Source organism: Pseudomonas sp. Irchel s3h9, from assembly GCF_900187475.1.
Taxonomy (GTDB): domain Bacteria; phylum Pseudomonadota; class Gammaproteobacteria; order Pseudomonadales; family Pseudomonadaceae; genus Aquipseudomonas; species Aquipseudomonas neuropathica.
Genome location: NZ_FYDH01000005.1, coordinates 212,303 through 232,329, shown reverse-complemented (window position 1 = coordinate 232,329; position 20,027 = coordinate 212,303). Strand labels below are relative to the sequence as shown.

The 20,027-nt window shown below is 54.0% G+C and carries 18 protein-coding genes; 15 read left to right on the top strand and 3 right to left on the bottom strand.

Features of this window, described 5'->3' with window-relative positions; genetic code table 11:
• Positions 1-270 precede the first annotated feature (270 nt).
• The 13 genes from CKW26_RS10615 to fabF all read left to right on the top strand — a co-directional run bounded on the left by CKW26_RS10615 (position 271) and on the right by fabF (position 15,386).
• On the top strand, positions 271-1,890 hold the full coding sequence (locus CKW26_RS10615; protein WP_095048549.1) for a DUF6311 domain-containing protein: 1,620 nt from the start codon (positions 271-273) through the stop codon (positions 1,888-1,890).
• Positions 1,891-1,904: 14 nt separating this feature from the next.
• The gene (locus CKW26_RS10610) at positions 1,905-2,849 is read left to right on the top strand and encodes a glycosyltransferase family 2 protein (protein ID WP_095048548.1); all 945 of its coding nucleotides are present in this window, start codon (positions 1,905-1,907) and stop codon (positions 2,847-2,849) included.
• A gap of 5 nt (positions 2,850-2,854) precedes the next feature.
• The gene (locus tag CKW26_RS10605) at positions 2,855-3,241 is read left to right on the top strand and encodes a GtrA family protein (RefSeq protein ID WP_095048547.1); all 387 of its coding nucleotides are present in this window, start codon (positions 2,855-2,857) and stop codon (positions 3,239-3,241) included.
• A 646-nt stretch (positions 3,242-3,887) separates the two neighbouring features.
• Complete coding sequence (gmd, locus tag CKW26_RS10600; RefSeq protein ID WP_095048546.1) at positions 3,888-4,919, top strand: GDP-mannose 4,6-dehydratase; 1,032 nt, start codon at positions 3,888-3,890, stop codon at positions 4,917-4,919.
• The gene (locus tag CKW26_RS10595) at positions 4,919-5,818 is read left to right on the top strand and encodes a GDP-mannose 4,6-dehydratase (RefSeq protein WP_095048545.1); all 900 of its coding nucleotides are present in this window, start codon (positions 4,919-4,921) and stop codon (positions 5,816-5,818) included. The genes gmd and CKW26_RS10595 overlap by 1 nt, the downstream gene beginning before the upstream one ends.
• On the top strand, positions 5,815-6,960 hold the full coding sequence (locus CKW26_RS10590; protein WP_095048544.1) for a glycosyltransferase family 1 protein: 1,146 nt from the start codon (positions 5,815-5,817) through the stop codon (positions 6,958-6,960). The genes CKW26_RS10595 and CKW26_RS10590 overlap by 4 nt, the downstream gene beginning before the upstream one ends.
• Positions 6,957-8,066 (top strand): glycosyltransferase family 4 protein, encoded by a 1,110-nt coding sequence (locus tag CKW26_RS10585; protein ID WP_095048543.1) that lies wholly within the window; start codon positions 6,957-6,959, stop codon positions 8,064-8,066. The genes CKW26_RS10590 and CKW26_RS10585 overlap by 4 nt, the downstream gene beginning before the upstream one ends.
• A gap of 460 nt (positions 8,067-8,526) precedes the next feature.
• Complete coding sequence (locus CKW26_RS10575) at positions 8,527-9,498, top strand: SDR family oxidoreductase (protein WP_095048541.1); 972 nt, start codon at positions 8,527-8,529, stop codon at positions 9,496-9,498.
• Complete coding sequence (locus CKW26_RS10570; protein WP_095048540.1) at positions 9,495-10,544, top strand: glycosyltransferase family 4 protein; 1,050 nt, start codon at positions 9,495-9,497, stop codon at positions 10,542-10,544. The genes CKW26_RS10575 and CKW26_RS10570 overlap by 4 nt, the downstream gene beginning before the upstream one ends.
• An 84-nt stretch (positions 10,545-10,628) precedes the next feature.
• Positions 10,629-12,623, top strand: coding sequence for a nucleoside-diphosphate sugar epimerase/dehydratase (locus CKW26_RS10565; protein ID WP_095048539.1), 1,995 nt, complete (start codon positions 10,629-10,631; stop codon positions 12,621-12,623).
• Between the two features lie 110 nt (positions 12,624-12,733).
• The gene (locus CKW26_RS10560; protein ID WP_093435238.1) at positions 12,734-13,069 is read left to right on the top strand and encodes a helix-hairpin-helix domain-containing protein; all 336 of its coding nucleotides are present in this window, start codon (positions 12,734-12,736) and stop codon (positions 13,067-13,069) included.
• Between the two features lie 216 nt (positions 13,070-13,285).
• Positions 13,286-14,089, top strand: a complete 804-nt coding sequence (locus CKW26_RS10555) for an SDR family oxidoreductase (RefSeq protein ID WP_095048538.1) — start codon at positions 13,286-13,288, stop codon at positions 14,087-14,089.
• 22 nt (positions 14,090-14,111) lie between these two features.
• Positions 14,112-15,386, top strand: a complete 1,275-nt coding sequence (fabF, locus tag CKW26_RS10550; RefSeq protein ID WP_095048537.1) for a beta-ketoacyl-ACP synthase II — start codon at positions 14,112-14,114, stop codon at positions 15,384-15,386.
• On the opposite strand, the gene CKW26_RS10545 is transcribed toward fabF, so the two are convergent.
• From CKW26_RS10545 to eat, 3 genes are all read right to left on the bottom strand, one after another.
• Positions 15,383-15,937, bottom strand: coding sequence for a TetR/AcrR family transcriptional regulator (locus CKW26_RS10545; protein ID WP_095048536.1), 555 nt, complete (start codon positions 15,935-15,937; stop codon positions 15,383-15,385). The two genes, fabF and CKW26_RS10545, sit on opposite strands and share 4 nt — an antisense overlap.
• A gap of 137 nt (positions 15,938-16,074) precedes the next feature.
• Positions 16,075-16,242, bottom strand: coding sequence for a DUF2897 family protein (locus CKW26_RS10540; RefSeq protein ID WP_007908505.1), 168 nt, complete (start codon positions 16,240-16,242; stop codon positions 16,075-16,077).
• 221 nt (positions 16,243-16,463) lie between these two features.
• On the bottom strand, positions 16,464-17,828 hold the full coding sequence (eat, locus tag CKW26_RS10535; protein ID WP_095048535.1) for an ethanolamine permease: 1,365 nt from the start codon (positions 17,826-17,828) through the stop codon (positions 16,464-16,466).
• A 399-nt stretch (positions 17,829-18,227) separates the two neighbouring features.
• Here eat and kdpF point away from each other — a divergent pair, with 399 nt between their 5' ends.
• The gene (gene kdpF, locus CKW26_RS10530; RefSeq protein WP_007899818.1) at positions 18,228-18,317 is read left to right on the top strand and encodes a K(+)-transporting ATPase subunit F; all 90 of its coding nucleotides are present in this window, start codon (positions 18,228-18,230) and stop codon (positions 18,315-18,317) included.
• Between the two features lie 8 nt (positions 18,318-18,325).
• The gene (gene kdpA / locus CKW26_RS10525; RefSeq protein WP_095048534.1) at positions 18,326-20,020 is read left to right on the top strand and encodes a potassium-transporting ATPase subunit KdpA; all 1,695 of its coding nucleotides are present in this window, start codon (positions 18,326-18,328) and stop codon (positions 20,018-20,020) included.
• Positions 20,021-20,027: the final 7 nt, after the last annotated feature.

The window sequence follows — 20,027 nt, the reverse complement described above, 5'->3', positions numbered from 1 at the left end:
CTTTGCTTTCTTGTTTCTGCGGATTGATTTTGACGCGATCCGCAGAATATAGATGCTCATGGAAGCTGAGAGTAGTATTGATACCACAGACAATAGAATGTGGAATTGAATAATTAGTGGGGATGTTCCATCTGAAGATGGGCAGGGCAAGAAACTGGTGTGCAAATCCGTTAGCATATGGTGACTAACGGCATAGCTGCTCATCATGCAAGGATAAGCGTGCGTTTAACGCACCCGTATTGCTAAGTATCATTTGGAGAGGTTCGGATTATGGGTTTCAAGCTTGACTCAACGGGGAGAGCCGGGTTTGCATTGGCTTTGGCGATTGGGTTATTTTTCGTCTGGCGCTACTTTCCGGCGGGTTTTGTTCAAGGGAGTTCTTCTTACTGGTTGACTGAGGTTGAAGATGTCACTCAGTATTTTTCTGGTTTTAACGCCTTTTTTAATGCCCCGTTGGGCTTCCCTTTGCTGGCTTTTGATAGCATCAACTATCCCCAAGGTACTCGGGCTACGTTTGTCGATGCCATACCACTATATTCGTTATTGATTAAGATTTTGGTGCCTGCCAGTTTTGCACCCTTTAACCCTTTCGGGGTATGGGTCGCACTGGCATTCATCGGCCAAGCGGTGTGTGGCTGGTGGATAATTCGGGAACTTCAGATTAAATCATGGCTCGCATTACTGGCGGTGATCGTTTGTTTGGTGACCTTTCCGGCACTGACGATGAGATTAGGCCACATATCGTTGATGTCACACTGGATTATATTGTGCTCGCTGGCGCTTTACATTCGGTGCAGAAGAACCGGCGAACCTCAGCGTTGGGGATGGTCTTTGCTTTTGGTAGCCGCATTTTATATCAATATCTATCTTTGCGTTATGGCAAGTTGCGTTTATGTTGTGACCTGTCTTTATAACAAAGATCGCTTCAAACCCGCGGAACTGGGTCGTGCGTTAGTACCGTTCCTGATTATTGGAGCGAGCTTGTTTCTGACCATTTTTCCTATGGCTCGAACTGCTGTAGCGGCGGAGTCAGGCTTTGGTTTTTACTCGATGAATCTGCTATCACCATTTAATGGTGGTAAATACTTCAACTTTCCTAATCCGGAAATGCCGGGGCAGTACGAGGGGTTTAACTACTTGGGGCTGGGGGTCCTCTTGGCATTTGTTTTGAGCCTCGTGCTTAATCGCAGAACAGCGATTGGGAGTTTTTCGAAACATGCTGCGTTGACCTGGCTGATGGTGCTTTTTACAGCCTATGCGTTGTCTAATGTCGTCTATTATGGTGTTTACCATATAGTTACTATTAATTTTCCGCAGTTTATGGAGCAGATAACTTCTCAGTTTCGAGCTTCCGGCCGATTCTTCTGGCCAGTTGGGTACTGTGTTGTCATTTTTTCAATCGCTACACTGTACGAAAAGCTGAGTAAGTACTTTTTTGTGGGGGCGATGTGTTTACTTATTTCGCTTCAAGTACTTGATCTGTCGAATCTTCGTCACGCGCTCGTTGACACAGCAAAGCGTCCGGCAACTTTGGTCATGACACAGGCTGCATGGGATGACGTAGCTACCAGCGACATCCAGTACTTGTATTTTTTTCCTAAGTTTCGTTGTAGCCAGGCCGATGTGCTTCGTACGTTAATGCCTACAATGCGCTATGCCGCAGTACACAACATCAAAATCAACACTGGCTACGTATCGCGGTCTAACTCCAATTGCAGCGACGAAAGTACTAAAGCCGATATTTTGCCATCACTGCCTGCCCACTCTTTATATGTGTTTGTAAAAAATGATTTTCCAGAACTCGATAGGGTTAAAGCATTGTTTCCAGACGGTTGGCAGCCAGTTTGTAAAGACGTCGACTTTGCTCATGTTTGCCGTGTAAACCAATAAGGGGATGATACACAATGAGTCTACCATCGAAGCGTAAAATATCTCTGGTAACCCCTTGCTATAACGAGCAGAACGGTATACAGGCGTTTTTCAGGAGGATCAATGAAGTTTTCTTGCCTATTGCCGATAAGTATGAACTCGAAGTCGTTGCAGTCAACGACGGCAGTCGCGATCAAACGTACAATGAGTTGGTCAAGGCAAAGACCGATAATAGTTACTTGGTGATTGTCGATTTATCACGCAACTTCGGTAAAGAGGCGGCAATTTCGGCAGGACTGGATTTCGCAACCGGTGATGCGGTAATTCCAATTGATTCAGATCTGCAGCATCCTCCTGAAGTGATCCTTGAACTCATTGAAAAGTGGGAGAGTGGAGCCGAGGTCGTACTCGCCAAACGAGTCGACCGTAAAACGGATCGACCTATTCAAAAATTAACTGCCAACTATTTCTACAAACTGCACAATCGTATTTCAGATATCGACATCCCTGCTGACGTTGGGGACTTTCGTCTGATGGATCGTAAGGTGATTGAAGCACTTAAATCCCTGCCGGAAAATTGTCGTTTCATGAAGGGATTATTCGCCTGGGTGGGGTTCCGTACCGCTACGGTGGAATATAAGGTTGCGCCTCGCGAACATGGTACGACCAGCTTCAATACTTGGAAGCTATGGAACTTCGCTCTTGAGGGCATTACTAGTTTTAGCTCTGCGCCCCTCAGGGTGTGGACCTATCTCGGGTGCTTGGTATCGGCGTTATCATTCGCCTTTGCCGTCTATCTGATCGTCAAAACCATGTTTTTTGGCATTGGCACTCCGGGTTACGCTTCCATTATGGTGACTGTTCTTTTTGCCAGTGGCGTGCAGTTGATCGGTATAGGCGTGCTGGGTGAGTACGTGGGAAGAATTTTTGCTGAGTCAAAAAAGCGACCTGTTTATATCGTGCGTGACGTGATCAAGTAGACGACATGATAGTTCCAGCGAAATATCATGAGTTTATTCGCTTCGGCCTGGTGGGCGTTGCGAATACTGCCGTGCATGCGGGTATCGTCATTATGCTGATGGAAGCCTGTGTACCTCCTGCATTTGTTGCAAACGGGGTGGCATTCTTCTTTGCCAATTTGATGTCGTATACGCTGAACAGCCGGTTTACTTTCAGGCTTCCCATGAGCTTTCTTGGTTATCGGCGCTTTTTATTGGTTTCTCTTGTGTCCTTGGCGCTGACGTTACTAATTACCTCGGTAATTGAGTTTTTAGGGTGGCACTATGGTGTCGGCTTGATTCTGGCGATACTGGTTGTGCCGGTATTAAACTATCTGGTCATGAAAGTCTGGGCATTCTCGCCAGGGGGCTGAGGGAGTTCCTAAAGTTTTAACTAAAGTCATGCCGGGTTAGTGTAGTAATCGGTTAAAGATAAAGGGAGGGGCGTACTACGCGGCTCCTCCCTGGCCGATTTTGCCTTCGCCAGATTCAAATCAAAGTTCGAATATCTTGTGTAGGAAACTATCGCTCTTGGCCACTAGCGCAGCCGTGGGCAAAAGTTTTTTGCTGAAGTTAAAGTTTTTTTATTTTTTGGCTACCTTTTTATATGTGTTTCTATGCAGCGGTTTAGTTTGCAGCCGATTACATAATTCGTTTTTTTGGTTCATTTTACGTCGCCTGCGAATTTAGAGGTCTTTGCACATTTTTTATTGACTAGCGTAATCGCAAAGTTTTCCTTTTTGGCCGTCAAACCCGTCGGGTTCCAAACAACGGCTGATATCGAGGGTAAGACGAACGTCAGGTACGGCTCGGGTCGTTCGCCACCTCCATTGCCTGGGTGATTCATCAAGGCCACCGCGAAACCGTTTATGCCCAGCTCCTCGTTTCGCCTATCGTCTAAGCCTTTATGCTTCTGTATGATTCGCAGCTAGGCTGCTCCGCTGGTTTTTTCCGCAGAGCCAAACATAAAATTTACTCATCGTGCCTGCTTAGGCGATAAATGGAGTTTAGAGGATTCGCATGAAAGCAATCGTTACTGGCATTACCGGTCAAGACGGCGCCTACCTGGCGGAACTGCTGCTGGAGAAGGGGTACACCGTTTACGGTACCTACCGTCGTACCAGTTCTGTCAATTTCTGGCGTATCGAAGAGCTGGGTATCCAGCAGAACCCTAACCTGCATTTGGTCGAATATGATCTGACAGATCTCTCTGCCAGCATCCGTTTGCTGCAAACCACTGAAGCCACCGAGGTGTATAACCTCGCCGCGCAGAGCTTTGTGGGCGTGTCGTTCGAGCAGCCAATCACTACGGCCGAAATCACCGGCCTTGGTGCCGTGAACCTTCTGGAAGCGATCCGCATCGTCAATCCAAAGGTGCGTTTCTATCAGGCATCGACCTCTGAAATGTTTGGTCAGGTACAGGCCATCCCGCAGGTCGAGAGCACGCCTTTCTATCCGCGCAGCCCTTACGGTGTCGCCAAGCTTTACGCTCACTGGATGACCATCAACTACCGTGAGTCGTACGGTATTTTTGCGACCAGCGGCATTTTGTTCAACCACGAATCGCCTCTGCGTGGTCGTGAGTTCGTAACCCGCAAGATCACTGACTCCGTGGCCAAGATCAAGCTCGGTCTGCTCGATAAAATGGAGCTGGGCAACCTCGATGCCAAACGTGACTGGGGTTTTGCCAAGGAGTACGTAGAAGGCATGTGGCGCATGCTGCAGGCCGACGTACCGGATACCTTCGTATTGGCGACCAATCGTACCGAGACCGTCCGTGATTTCGTATCGATGGCATTCAAGGCCGCTGGTATCACTATTTCCTGGTCGGGTACTGCTGAAGCCGAACAGGGCACTGATGCTGCTACCGGCAAGGTACTGGTTACCATCAATCCGAAGTTCTACCGTCCTACCGAAGTTGAGTTGCTGATCGGCAACCCGGCCAAGGCCAAGGAAGTATTGGGTTGGGAACCGAAAACCTCGCTTGAAGAGCTTTGCCGCATGATGGTCGAGGCTGACCTGCGCCGTAACAAGCAAGGGTTCTCTTTCTGATGATCAATGCTGGCAAACGTGCGCTGATTACGGGTATTCATGGATTTACCGGTCGCTACATGGCGGCTGAGTTGCAAGCTCATGGCTACGAAGTTGTCGGGATGGGTAGTCAACCCTCCGACGATCACAATTATCATCAAGTCGATCTGGCTGACGGTATTGGTCTACGCACGTTGCTGGCAAAGATTCAGCCGGATGTCGTTGTGCACCTTGCAGCTCTGGCATTTGTCGGACATGGTGCGGCGGATGCGTTCTATCAAGTCAACTTGATAGGCACGCGTAATCTGCTGGATGCTGTTGCCGCTAGCGGGAAGGCTCCGGATTGCGTTTTGATTGCCAGCAGCGCCAATGTCTATGGCAATGCATCAGGTGGCATGTTGTCGGAAGCTACAGTGCCGGCTCCTGCCAACGATTACGCCGTTAGCAAGCTGGCCATGGAGTACATGGCCAAGCTCTGGATGGATCGTCTTCCCATAGTTATCGCGCGGCCATTCAATTACACAGGTGTTGGGCAGGCCGAGAACTTCCTGTTGCCGAAAATCGTCTCCCATTTCCTGCGCAAGGCGCCTAGGATTGAATTGGGTAACCTCGACGTTTGGCGCGACTTCAGTGATGTTCGGGCTTTGGTCAAGGCTTATCGTGGTTTGATCGACGCGAAACCTTTGGGGCAAATCGTGAATGTCAGTTCGGGACAAACGCACTCACTTCGAGAGGTTATCGAGTTGTGCAAGTCGCTGACTGGGCATGACATCGAAGTCGACGTGAATCCAGCGTTTGTTCGCGCCAACGAGGTGAAAACCTTGTGCGGGGATAACTCGAAGCTGCGGGATCTGGTTCCCGGATGGGCAACGGCGCCTTTGAGCGAAACCCTGAGCTGGATGCTGACGGCTGATAAATGAAGTTAATTCTTTCTGTTGAGCCGGTCCGTTTTCCACTGACCGGCATTGGTCGCTACACCTATGAGTTGGCGCTGCGACTGCAGCAGAATCGTGAAATTACTGACCTGCAGTTTTTTGCAGGTCGGCGATTTCTACCGTCGTTGCCTGCTGCTTCCGATACGTCGGGTAACGGCTATGGTCTGAAGCGAGCCGTTCAGAAGAATTTCCTGGCGGTTGAGGCCTATCGTTTGCTGATGCCATTGCTCAGGAAGCGAGCGCTTAAAGGTCATGGTGAATTTCTTTACCACAGCCCCAATTATTATCTGCCTCCATTTGCCGGACGCAGTGTTGCTACCTTTCACGATCTTTCTCCCTTTACGTGGTCCCACTGTCACGCGCCGCAACTTGTGCGCTATTTGCAAAAGGAACTCAAGGCGACGTTGGTCAGGGCTGATGCTTTGATAACGGACTCTGAATACACGCGTAAAGAGTTGTCCGACTATTTTTCCTGGCCTATTGAGCGGATTCACACCGTGCCGTTGGCCAGTTCTGCCGAGTTTCATCCTCGGTCGGCGGACGACCTCCGGTTGACTCTGTCGCGACATGGTCTTGAGGCGGGCGGCTATAGCTTGTTTGTGGGTACCATCGAGCCGCGCAAGAATATTGATACCTTGCTCAATGCTTATTCACGTCTGCCACTGGAGCTGCGCAAGCGCTGGCCGCTCGTGTTGACGGGCTACTATGGATGGCAAAACGAGGATATTCATAACCGGCTTGAAAGCGCACGTCGCGAGGGCTGGGCCTACTATCTCGGTTTTGTTCCCAGTGAAGACTTGCCTCTGTTGTTTGCCGGTGCGCGGCTATTTACCTTCCCTTCGTTGTACGAGGGCTTCGGTTTACCGGTGCTGGAGGCTATGAGTTCGGGCGTTCCCGTCGTGTGCTCCAACAGTTCTTCCCTGCCAGAGGTTGCCGGTAATGCGGCACTTATGTGCGAAGCAACGGACACGCTGGCGTTGACAGAGCTTTTGCGCCAAGGCCTTGAAGATGAAGTGTGGCGCGCCAGTGCCATTGAACAGGGATTGCTGCACGCAGCGAAGTTTTCCTGGGAGCGGTGCGCAAAGGAAACGTTCGAGGTTTATCAGAAGGTGGTCGACGGGCGATGATCAAGGTTCTGCACTTCTTCAAGACTTATTATCCGGAGACAATGGGGGGCATCGAACAAGTCATCTTTCAGATTGCCGAAGGTGGTTTACAACACGGGTACGAGTCCCAGGTGCTCTATCTCAGTGAGCGAGGGGCTGCACGCAATGAGCCGATTGCGCATCATCTGACCCATCGCTCAAAACTGGATCTTCACGTTGCTTCTACGGGATTCTCGTTTTCGGCGCTCAGGGATTTCATCGAGCTGACTCGAGAAGCGGATATTGTTCATTACCATTTTCCGTGGCCTTACATGGATCTCGTTCATTTTGCGAGTCGAGTCGGCAAGCCCAGTGTGGTCAGCTATCACTCCGATATCGTCAAGCAGAAAACGCTGCTCAAACTTTATCAGCCATTGATGAATCGCTTCCTGTCCAGCGTTGACTGTATTGTCGCGTCGTCGCCAAATTATCTGGCAAGCAGCCCGGTTTTGACCCGATTTGAAGATAAGGTACGTGTTGTTCCTTACGGTCTTGATCGCTCGACTTATCCCGTCCCTTCTGCAGAGAAACTGGCATTCTGGCGAGACCGGTTGGGTGAGCGTTTTTTTCTTTTTGTAGGTGCCCTGCGTTATTACAAGGGCCTGGATTATCTGCTTGAGGCAGCCAGGACAACCGGGTTACCGGTGGCCATTCTTGGAGGAGGGCATCTTGAAGCAGAACTCAAGGCTCAAGCCGCGGAAGCGGGTCTGTCCAACGTGCATTTTCTGGGAATGTTACCTGACGAAGACAAGGCTGCGCTGCTGACGCTTTGCTACGCTTTTGTCTTTCCGTCGCATTTGAGATCGGAGTCTTTCGGAATTTCCCTGCTCGAAGGGGCTATGTACGGAAAACCGATGATCTCTTGTGAAATTGGCTCGGGCACCACCTACATTAATATTGCCGGAGAAACCGGATTGGTCGTCCCTCCCAGGGATTCCATTGCATTGGCAAAGGCTATGACACGGCTGTGGAGCGAACCCGCTACAGCTGCCAGGATGGGCTTGGCCGCCGAACGCCGGTTTGAGGAAGTGTTTTCCTCAAGTTTAATGGCGCAATCTTACGCTGATATTTATCGCTCGTTGCTTTAAAACTTTTCGCAGCCCATGTTAATGGGCTGTTAGGGCAATACCCCAGTATGGCGGATGTTTGCGGATAATTAGAATCGGAGTGTTTTGCGGTTTATTGTCTGGATACTTGCGTACAAGTTTTGCTCCAGAAAAGTTTGTTTGAGTTTATATTGCTTGTTGCAGAGTCTATGCGCGAGTTTGCCAAAGAACTTGTTTGTTAACAGTATGTCAGTCGCGCAAAATGTAGCAGTGAATTTTGCCTCAATGAAGGCAGGTTTCAGGGTGTGTTTTTCTGACGTGGCGCAAGTTGTCTTTTCCTGCTGCTTTGAAGTGGCCAAGAATCGCGTAATTCAATAGACTGCCGCTCGCATATCCCTCGACGACGCGATCTCCATGGTTGCTACAGTCACGCGTCCATTTGCCGCTTCAACGAGGCTGTTGTCGACAGGCAAGCATTGATTTCTTAGCTCAAGGTGCTTTCATGAGATCCAAGACATTCCTGATTACCGGCGGTAATGGTTTTCTGGGGAGAGCACTCATAGATCGGCTAATACTGGAGTCGGATTGTTCTGTCGTCGCGCCGATGCGTACGAGAACTCATGAGCATGCTCCAGGTGTGGACGTTATACCCTTCGAAGGTCTCAGTGGGGCTAACGATTGGAGTCGCGTCCTCACAGAAGTTGATGTTGTCGTCCATGCGGCAGCGCGCGTTCACGTCATGGACGAAGTCGCGGTCGATCCCTTGGCTGCCTTCCGGGAAATCAATGTCGACGCGACTTTGAATCTCGCTCGTCAGGCTGCAGCGTCAGGAGTTAAACGGTTTATTTTCGTCAGTTCGGTGAAAGTGAACGGAGAGAGCACTTTTCCAGGCACTCCTTTTAACGCCGATGATGTGCCTGCACCACTTGACGCCTATGGCATTTCCAAATTTGAAGCCGAGCAGGGCTTGAAGCGACTGGCGCAGGTTACGGATATGGAAGTGGTTATTATTCGCCCGGTTCTGGTCTACGGTCCGGGGGTGAAAGCTAATTTTCTCACTATGATGCAATGGCTGGACCGCAGCGTCCCGTTGCCATTTGGCTCAGTGCGTAACAGCCGTAGTCTGGTGTCAGTAGGCAATCTTGTAGATCTCATCGTGACCTGTGCCAGCCATCCGGGTGCTGCCAATCAAACTTTTATGGCGAGCGATGGCGAAGATGTTTCCACAAGTGACCTGTTGCGCAAGCTAGGCCAAGCGTTGGGGAAGACCAGTTATCTCTTGCCTGTTCCGGTATGGATGATGAAGCGGCTGTTGGTACTGGTAGGACGGCGGTCTATATCTCAGCGGCTTTTCGGCTCTCTGCAGGTCGATATCAGTAAAAATCGACAGTTACTGGGTTGGACCCCGCCCATCAGTCTCGATAAGGGACTTGCTTTGACCGCAACGCATTTTCTGGAAACCCGCAAATCATGACTTATGGATGGTTCCTTTTCGTCGTTCTCTGCTTATCTTTTGTTCTCACTTGGGCGTTACGCCGTTACGCGTTGGCGCGCAGCTTGATGGATATTCCAAATGCGCGCAGTTCGCACTCTGTGCCTACTCCTCGTGGCGGTGGCGTAGCGATAGTGATCGCATTTGTTTTTGCGCTAGTAGTGTTATGGGGCGTCGGAATTACCTCGGGTAACGTTTTTCTCGCTGTTGCCGGCGCTGGAAGTCTGGTTGCAGTGATTGGCTTCATGGATGACCACGGCCATATAGCGGCACGCTGGCGTCTGCTGGGGCATTTCTTTGCTGCGGGATGGCTGCTGATCTGGATGGGTGGCATGCCCGAGGTGGAGCTGTTCGGCGCGCAGGTCGATCTGGGTTTCTTTGGTCATTTTCTGGCACTGTTTTATCTCGTATGGTTGCTCAATCTTTACAACTTCATGGATGGCATTGATGGCATCGCAGGTGTCGAGGCGGTTTGTGTTTGTCTTGGGGCATGCGTGTTGTATTGGCTTAACTCTGCTACAGAGTTGATCTGGGCTCCGTTGATGTTGACTGCTGCGGTGATGGGCTTTCTATACTGGAATTTTCCGCCGGCAAAAATTTTCATGGGTGATGCGGGTAGCGGATTTCTTGGCGTTGTTCTGGGCGGTCTTTCTCTGCAGGCTGCGTGGCATGATCCTTCACTATTTTGGGGCTGGCTCATCCTGCTCGGTGTGTTTATCGTGGATGCCACCTTCACGTTGTTCCGGCGCCTGCTCAGAGGAGACAAACTGTATGAGGCTCACAGAAGCCACGCCTATCAGTTTGCTTCCAGGCAATTTGGCCGGCATTTGCCCGTAACCTTGGCAACAGGCTTGATCAATCTATGCTGGCTGTTGCCGATTGCGGTAGGTGTTACACGGTTTGGGCTGGGCGGCGTATGGGGTGTACTTTTAGCCTATATCCCGCTGGTTTTTCTCGCGATCAGGTTTCATGCAGGGGAGCTTGAAAAGACCGCTGATGATGGAAAAGAAAACAATTCTGTCATCTAGGTTTAGAGTCATGATGCCGGCTTGTGGTGATTCATTACGGTGATCAGCATTTGAAAGAGGGAAACTGAGGTGCTTGAAGAGTTAATGGATAAAGTCAGAGAGCGTCTCGTTGGACTTCCACGGCGGCGCAAACGACTGATACAGGTTGGCACAGACATCTTTCTGGTTTGGGTGGCCCTGTGGTTGGCATTCATCGTGCGCTTGGGTATCGATGATATGTACAACCCCTTCAAAGTCCACTTCTGGCTATTCGTCTGCGCCCCTGTTGTGGCCATTCCATTGTTCATTCGCTTCGGCATGTACCGTGCCGTCATGCGCTATTTCGGCAACGATGCACTGATCGCGATTATCAAGGCTGTCAGTTTGTCTTCGCTGATTCTGGCGGTTGTCGTTTATTGGTACAGCAATCACGAAGCGGTTGTGCCTCGCTCGATCATTTTCAATTACTGGTGGTTGAGCCTGGTCATCATTGGGGGGTTGCGGCTATGTATGCGGCAATACTTCATGGGGGACTGGTTTACAGCCGCGCAGCATGTTCCTTTTGCCAGCCGCGACGATGGTCTGACCAAAGTTGCGATATACGGCGCAGGTGTTGCAGGCAATCAACTTGTCGCCGCACTGCGTATGGGGCGCGTTATGCGCCCTGTTGCCTTTATCGATGATGACCCGGGTATTTCCGATCGCTCGATCTCAGGCCTGCAGGTTTACAAACCCAAGCATATTCAGCAGATGATCGACGTCACAGGAGCGCAGGAAATCCTTCTCGCGTTGCCATCCTCGACTCGTGCTCGGCGCCGGGAAATTCTTAACTTGCTGGAAGGCTTTCCACTGCATGTTCGCAGTGTGCCGAATTTTTCCGATCTGGCGAGTGGCCGGGTCAAAGTCGAAGATATTCAGGAAGTCGATATTGCGGACCTGCTGGGGCGCGATGCCGTTCCAGCTCAGCCTGATCTTCTGGAGCGTTGTATCAAAGGCAAGACTGTCATGGTCACAGGTGCCGGCGGTTCGATCGGTTCGGAGTTGTGTCGGCAGATTTTTGCGTTGGAGCCAACCGCGCTTCTGTTGTTCGAACACAGTGAATTCAATCTCTACAACATTCTTTCAGAGCTGGAGCAACGCAGCTCTCGAGAGTCGGCTCCGGTTCGATTGCTTCCGATACTCGGGTCCATACGTCACCAAGATAAATTGCTCGATGTGATGAAAACCTGGAAGGTCGACACGGTTTATCATGCGGCCGCCTACAAGCATGTGCCCATGGTCGAACACAACATCGCCGAAGGTGTGTTGAACAATGCAATCGGGACGCTCAATACTGCTCAGGCTGCCTTGCAATCCGGCGTAGCAAATTTTGTACTGATCTCGACCGATAAGGCGGTGCGGCCCACTAATGTCATGGGCAGTACCAAGCGCTTGGCGGAGTTGACGCTTCAGGCGCTCAGTCGTGAAGTCGCGCCGGTATTGTTCGGAGACAATGCAAAAGTTTCCCGGGTTAACAAAACCCGTTTCACGATGGTTCGCTTCGGGAATGTGCTGGGCTCCTCCGGGTCGGTGATTCCGTTGTTCCACAGCCAGATCAAGTCCGGCGGGCCGCTGACCGTCACTCATCCGAAGATTACCCGTTATTTCATGACCATCCCCGAAGCCGCGCAACTGGTTATTCAGGCCGGTTCGATGGGGCAGGGTGGCGATGTGTTTGTGCTGGACATGGGCGAGCCGGTGAAAATCGTCGAACTGGCAGAGAAGATGATCCACTTGTCCGGTTTGAGTATTCGTTCCGATCGCAATCCGCAGGGCGACATCTCCATCGAGTTCACGGGGTTGCGTCCAGGTGAAAAGCTCTATGAAGAGCTGTTGATCGGCGACAACGTCGCTGCAACACCGCATCCGATGATCATGACGGCCAATGAGGATCATCTACCTTGGGAAGTGTTAAAGGTTAGATTGGCCAGTTTGTTGGCGGCGGTTGATGAGGATGATTACTCGCGCGTTCGCCAGTTATTGCGCGAAACCGTCAGCGGCTATACCCCCGATGGCGAGATCGTCGACTGGATCTACCAGCAGCGTCGTCTCGAACCCTGATTGTTTCACATTCTGTAACGCACGCATTTTTGACATCCCTCCACCATGACCTAAGTTTGGAGAGCAGCTTCGGAAAAGCTGCTTTCTCAAACGATGATGGAGCGTCACTAATGCGTACCGGTTACTTCTATTCTCTGATCTTTGCTTTCCTCACCAGCGCCTCGATCGCCGCTATTGCCGCGCCTGTTGCGCCGGCGGAGTCACCCAAGGCGCCGTTGGTGATGGAGACAACTGCACCTTCCCAAAGCGCAAAAGTCGACCTCAACGATGCCGATGCGGCAACGCTGCAAAAGGAACTGGCGGGAGTCGGAGAGGCCAAGGCCAAAGCGATTGTTGCTTATCGTGAAACAAACGGGCCGTTTGCGTCGGTGGATGAGTTGCTGGAAGTGAAGGGTATCGGTAAGGCGATTCTGGATCGCAATCGCGACAAGCTGGAAGTCAACTAAGCTGAGTGTTTAATGCCAAGGGGGCCGGTCATTGACCGGCCTTTTTTACTTGCGCAGCGCATGGCTGCGGGTAGTGGAAGAGAGGGCAGCAGTCCGACGATTTAAAATTACGGCTATCATATTGCGTTTGGATTATGCCTATAATAATTTGCCGCTGCGTCGAGCCAACACATCTCATCGGCAACTCCCTTCATCAAGCATTCCAGGAGCATTCTCATGAATTCCGCACAATCTCTAGGTACTGCTCTCGTCACTGGCGCATCGTCCGGAATCGGTGCGATTTACGCTCAGCGCCTGGCGGCGCGTGGTTTTGATTTGCTGCTGGTTGCCCGTGACAAGGATCGTCTGGAAAGCGCTGCGAGTCAGTTGCGTGAAGCCCATGGCATTCAGGTCGAAGTGCTGAAAGCAGACCTGACGCAAAAGGATGACGTACTCAAACTCGAGCAACGCCTGCGCAGCGATTCCAGCATCAGCTTGCTGGTCAATAACGCCGGTGTCGCGGCAGATGGATTACTGGCCAACGCCGATATGGACCAGTTGGAGCGGTTGATTCAGCTGAACATCACCGCCGTCACCCGACTGGCATCGGCGGCTGCTGCCAGTTTCGCCAAGGCCGGTCGTGGCACGATCATCAATATCGCCTCGGTGGTGGCGCTGTTTCCGGAACGCTTCAACGCTACCTACAGCGCCAGCAAAGCTTACGTACTGAGTCTGACCCAGTCGCTGAACACTGAACTCGAAGGCACCGGCGTGCAGATCCAGGCCGTGCTACCGGGTGTGACCCGCACCGAAATCTGGGAGCGTTCCGGTATCGATGCCAGTGGCATTCCGGCAGAAATGGTCATGGAGGCGGGCGAGATGGTTGATGCGGCGCTGGCCGGTCTGGATCAGGGCGAGTTGATCACCATTCCTTCGCTGCCTGACGCAGGCGAATGGCACGCCTTTGTTGCGGCTCGCCATGTCATGGCGCCGAACCTTTCCCGCAGTGCTGCTGCGCAACGCTATAAGTCCGGCAATTGAATTGATCAGAGGTCACCACAGTATGGATTCGCGTCGAATAGTCGTCACGGGCATGGGCCTGGTTTCACCCTTGGGCAGCGATCTCGAAGTCGTATGGCAGCGTTTGCTGGCTGGGCGTTCTGGTTTGCGTAACTTGCCTGAGGCAACGGTCGCTGATTTGCCCACGCGAGTCGGCGGCGCGGTGCCGACGCTGGAAGAGGACGCTGAAGCAGGTTTCGATCCGGATCGCGCCACGCCGCCCAAGGAGCAGAAGAAGATGGATCGCTTCATTCTGTTCGCCATGGAGGCTGCCCGACAGGCGCTGGAGCAGGCCGACTGGCATCCTTCAGAAAGCAAAAGTCAGGAGCGTAGCGCAACGATCATCGGTTCCGGTGTCGGTGGTTTCGGCGCGATTGCTGACGCCGTACGCACGACCGACAGTCGCGGTCCTCGGCGTTTGTCACCGTTTACCATCCCGTCGTTTCTGGTCAATCTCGCGGCAGGTCACGTGTCCATTCAACACGGCCTCAAGGGGCCTTTGGGTGCGCCGGTGACGGCGTGCGCTGCGGGTGTCCAAGCGATCGGCGATGCGGCGCGCTTGATCCGCGCCGGCGAAGCGGATATTGCCGTGTGTGGCGGTGCGGAAGCCTGCATCGACCGCGTCAGTCTGGCCGGTTTCGCGGCAGCGCGGGCACTGTCGAGCGGTTACAACGACACCCCGCAGCGCGCCTCGCGGCCGTTCGACAGCGGGCGCGACGGTTTCGTCATGGGCGAGGGCGCGGGGTTGTTGGTGATCGAATCCCTGGAGCATGCGCTGGCGCGTGGCGCGACGCCGCTGGCGGAACTGGTCGGCTATGGCACCAGCGCCGACGCCTATCACCTGACGGCCGGGCCTGAAGATGGCAGTGGGGCACGTCGGGCGATGACGCTGGCATTGGCGCAGGCGGGTATCGAGCCGGATCAGGTGCAGCATCTCAATGCCCACGCCACGTCGACCCCGGTCGGGGATCTGGGTGAATTGGCGGCGATCAAAAGTGTTTTCGGCGAAGAGAATAAAATCGCGGTGACGTCGACAAAATCGGCCACAGGTCATCTGCTCGGCGCTGCCGGTGGGCTTGAAGCGATTTTCACGCTATTGGCGATCCGTGATCAGGTGGTGCCGCCGACGCTCAACTTCGACAACCCGGATCCGGCGAGTGCCGGTGTGGATATCGTCCATGGCGAGGCGCGGTCAATTCCGATCGAATATGCACTGTCCAATGGTTTCGGGTTTGGCGGGGTCAATGCCAGCGTATTGTTCAAGCGCTGGCAGGCTTAGTCGCGGTTCTTGAGGTGATCGCGGGTGATATCGAGGATGCGTTGCGCAAACCCGGCATCCGCGACACTGCGCGACAGCAGCAGTGCACCGACCAGGGTCGACATGATGACGATGGCGCGGTCAGCGCAGTTCTCGCCTTCGAGGCTGTTTTCGATCTGCTCCAGTCGCGCGTTGAGGACCACGTCGCTGGTGGGGCTTGGTTGCCCGCGCAGCCCCAACTCGGAAGAAATGGTCAGCAACGGGCAGCCTTCGTCTGGTGATGTCTGGTGCCATTCGGACAGATACGTCTCGATGAACACATCTAGCGCGTTGTCCTGGGCAAAAATCTCGGCACATAACCCGTCGACCTGGTTGCCGGCCTCTTGCAGGGCCTTCTCGACCAACTCGTCCTTGGACTTGAAATGTGAGTAGAAACCGCCATGGGTCAGACCCAGCGCTTTCATCAGGGGTTGCAGGCCGGTAGCGCCGATTCCGTCCTTGCGAAAGCGTGCCGAAGCCTCCTTGATGATGCGCTTATGGGTCTGGGCTTTATGGTCCTGCGAATAACGCATCTGGAACTCTCCGCAACAATGTCCCCATCTTAACCAAGGAAAATTAGATGGTGACTGTACTTCTACTTCTTAAAAGCGTGCAGATAGCTCCAATGGCTATAAAAAGCGCAAACCCCGCCGATCAGGCGGGGTTGTGTTCAGCGGTCTTGGGCGTCTTTGGCGTCCGCTTCGGCATTGCGTTGGGCAACGCGTCGGCGTTCTTCATCGGTCAGATCGACCTTATTGGCGGTGTCGCGCAACATCATTAATCCACCCACGATCGAGCCGATTGCAACGACCAGAATCAACCAGGCATACCAAGGCATAACGGCTCTCCTTAAGGGCAGGTCGACGGACGAGGATTTCGCCGTGCGACGCTGCATACCACGTTTGAGCGAAGTGAACTCGCAGTGGTTCCATTCTAGGCCGCTTGCACCCGGTACACCCGAAATCCCTGTAGGAGCTGCCGAAGGCTGCGATCTTTTGATCTTGAAAAGCAAAGATCGCAGCCTCGTTTCACTCGTCAGCTCCTACAGGAGACGGGTCGTTACAGGCCGGTGAGCATCGCATCGGCTGGTGCGTCGGCACGCAGTTGTCCGGTCAGCAGGAAGTAGCAGAAACCGACCGCCATGAAGCCAAGGAAGATCAAGCCGATCAACGTGTTAAACCACGCCATCGCCACCAGACACACCATCGCCAGCACCAATGCAATCAGCGGAATCAGCGGATAGCACGGCGCGCGAAAGGTGCGTTCCAGATTCGGCTCCGATTTACGCAGTTTGAAGAGGCTGAGCATGCTCATGATGTACATCACGATGGCGCCGAATACGGCCATGGTGATCATCGCGGCGGTGAGGGTCATGCCACCGAGGTTGATCAGGCCGTCGCTGTAAATCGCCGCGATGCCGATGATGCCGCCGACAAGGATTGCCCGGTGCGGCGTCTGGAAGCGCGAGAGTTTCGCCAGCGAGGCCGGTAGATAGCCGGCGCGGGCGAGGGCGAAGAACTGGCGTGAATAGCCGAGGATGATCCCGTGGAAACTCGCCACCAACCCGAACAGGCCAATCCATACCAGCATATGCAGCCAGCCGGAGTTGTCGCCGACCACGGTTTTCATCGCCTGCGGTAACGGGTCGTTGATGTTTGCCAAGGTGCGCCAGTCACCCACGCCGCCAGCAAAGAACATCACACCCATGGCCAAAAACACCAGCGTCAGGATGCCGCTGATGTAGGCCTTTGGAATCGTGCGTTTCGGATCCTTGGCTTCTTCGGCAGCCATCGCTGCGCCTTCAATCGCCAGGAAAAACCAGATCGCAAACGGAATCGCGGCGAACATCCCGGCAATCGCTGGCGCACCGAACACATCCGAACCGGCCCAGCCATTCAGTGCGAAGTTGCTGAAGCTGAAGGCCGGCGCGACCACGCCCATGAACACCAGCAACTCGGCCACCGCCAGTACGCAGACCACCAGCTCGAAGGTCGCCGCCAGTTTCACCCCGAGAATGTTCAGCCCCATGAACACGATGTAAGCGCCGACCGCCGCATGCTTCGGATCGAGTGCCGGAAACTGCACATTCAGGTAGGCGCCAATCGCCAGCGCGATGGCCGGTGGCGCGAAGACGAATTCGATCAGCGTCGCGAGCCCGGCGATCAATCCGCCTTTTTCACCAAACGCTCGACGACTATAGGCAAACGGCCCGCCCGCATGAGGAATCGCGGTCGTCAGTTCGGTGAAACTGAAGATGAAACAGGTGTACATGGTCGCGACCATGAACGAGGTCACCAGGAAACCCAGCGTCCCGGCCACACCCCAGCCGTAACTCCAGCCGAAATATTCCCCGGAAATCACCAGCCCTACGGCAATGCCCCACAGGTGCAAGGTGCCCAGTGTGGGTTTGAGTTGTGTGTTCATGCGTTTGCTCCCTGAACGGTTTGGAAAGCTCGGGGGAGGGCGTGTGCAGTGGGCGTGCCATTGCTGTGAAACAAGTCGTAATGAGTTGAAAGCTGTCGTATCGGGGATGTTCGCGGTGGGATAGCTGCTTTTTGTGCGCCAGTTGAGTGCGATGTTGTTCGTTATGCCGTCTTCGCGAGCAAGCTCGCTCCCACAGGGGAATGCATTTCAAATTGTGGGAGCGAGCCTGCTCGCGAAGAGGCCTGCCCATACGGCGCAAAACCCACCTGTAACGCCGGCATAAACCCACTCTTTACGCTTTCTTTATGCCCAGCCAGACCCCTCGCTCTCGTTCCTTTACAGCCTCCTTTCCGACAATGCCTCCACACGCGGCAATACGCCGTAACACGGAGATCTTCCATGAGCGTTCTGGACGGGGTGTCACTGCTGTTGGCAGTGGGGCTGTTCATTTATCTGTTGGTTGCGCTGTTGCGCGCGGATCGGAACTAGGAGCGGCTATGCACAGTTATGACTATTGGCTGATCCTCGCGTTTTTTGCGGTGGTCTTGCTGCCGGCGCCGTTCCTCGGGCGCTTCTACTACAAGGTGATGGAAGGTCAGCGGACTTGGCTGACGCCGGTTCTTGGCCCGGTCGAGCGCGGTTGCTATCGCATCGCCGGGGTTGATCCTAACGCCGAGCAGAGCTGGCAGAAGTACACGCTGGCGCTGCTGGCATTCAACCTCGCCGGTTTCCTGCTGCTGTTCGCGATTCTGTTGTTCCAGGATCACTTGCCGCTGAACCCGCAAAATCTGCCCGGCCAGGAATGGACCCAGGCGTTCAACACCGCGGTCAGTTTCATGACCAATACCAACTGGCAGTCCTACAGCGGTGAAGCGACGCTCAGCTATCTGAGCCAGATGGTTGGCCTCACCGTGCAGAACTTTGTCAGCGCCGCTACCGGCCTCGCCGTTCTGGTCGCACTGTGCCGTGGCATCGGCCGCAAATCGACGAAAACCCTCGGCAACTTCTGGGTCGACATGACCCGCGCCACCCTCTACGGCCTGTTGCCGCTGTGCCTGGTGCTGGCGCTGTATCTGGTCTGGCAGGGCGTGCCGCAGACCTTTGCGCAGTATGTGAACGCGGTGACGATGCAAGGCGTTGATCAAGTGATCCCGCTCGGTCCGGCGGCCAGTCAGATTGCGATCAAGCAACTGGGCACCAACGGTGGTGGCTTCTTCGGCGTCAACTCGGCGCATCCGTTCGAGAACCCGACCGCGTGGAGCAACTTGTTCGAAGTCGCTTCGATCATTCTGATTCCGGTGGCGCTGGTGTTCACTTTCGGCCACTACGTCAAGGACCTGCGTCAGAGCCGCGCGATCATCGCCTGCATGCTCGCGCTGTTCCTGATCGGCGGCGCGACCTCGCTGTGGGCTGAATATCAACCGAACCCGACCCTGAACAACGCTGCTGTCGAACAGACCGCGCCGCTGGAAGGTAAAGAAGCGCGCTTCGGCACCACCGCTACCGTGCTGTGGTCGGTGACCACCACGGCCGCCTCGAACGGTTCGGTCAACGGCATGCATGACAGCCTCAACCCGCTCAGCGGCATGGTCGCGCTGGTCAACATGATGGTCGGCGAAGTGATCTTCGGCGGTGTCGGTGCCGGGCTCTACGGCATGTTGCTCAACGTGCTGATCGCGGTGTTTCTCGCCGGTCTGATGATCGGCCGTACGCCGGAATACCTCGGCAAGAAACTCCAGGCGCGCGAAGTGCAATTGCTGGTGGTGACTTTGCTGGTGATGCCGGTTGGCGTGCTGGTGCTCGGTGCGATTGCCGCCGCGGTTCCCAGTGCTGCGGCGACCATCAGCAACCCTGGCCCGCACGGTTTCAGCCAGTTGCTCTACGCCTACACATCGGCGAGCGCCAACAATGGCTCGGCGTTCGGTGGCCTGAGCGCGAACACGCCTTTCCATAACCTGATGCTGGGCCTGGGCATGTTGATCGGTCGCTTCGGTTACATCCTTCCGGTACTGGCCTTGGCCGGCAGTCTGGCGATGAAGAAAACCGCACCGATCGGCCAGAACAGCTTTCCGACTCATGGCCCGCTGTTCGTGACCCTGCTGACCGTGACCATTTTGCTGGTGGGCGGCCTGACCTTTCTGCCGACTCTGGCGCTCGGCCCGATTGCCGAACATTTAAGTATGGGCTTCTAAGGAATCC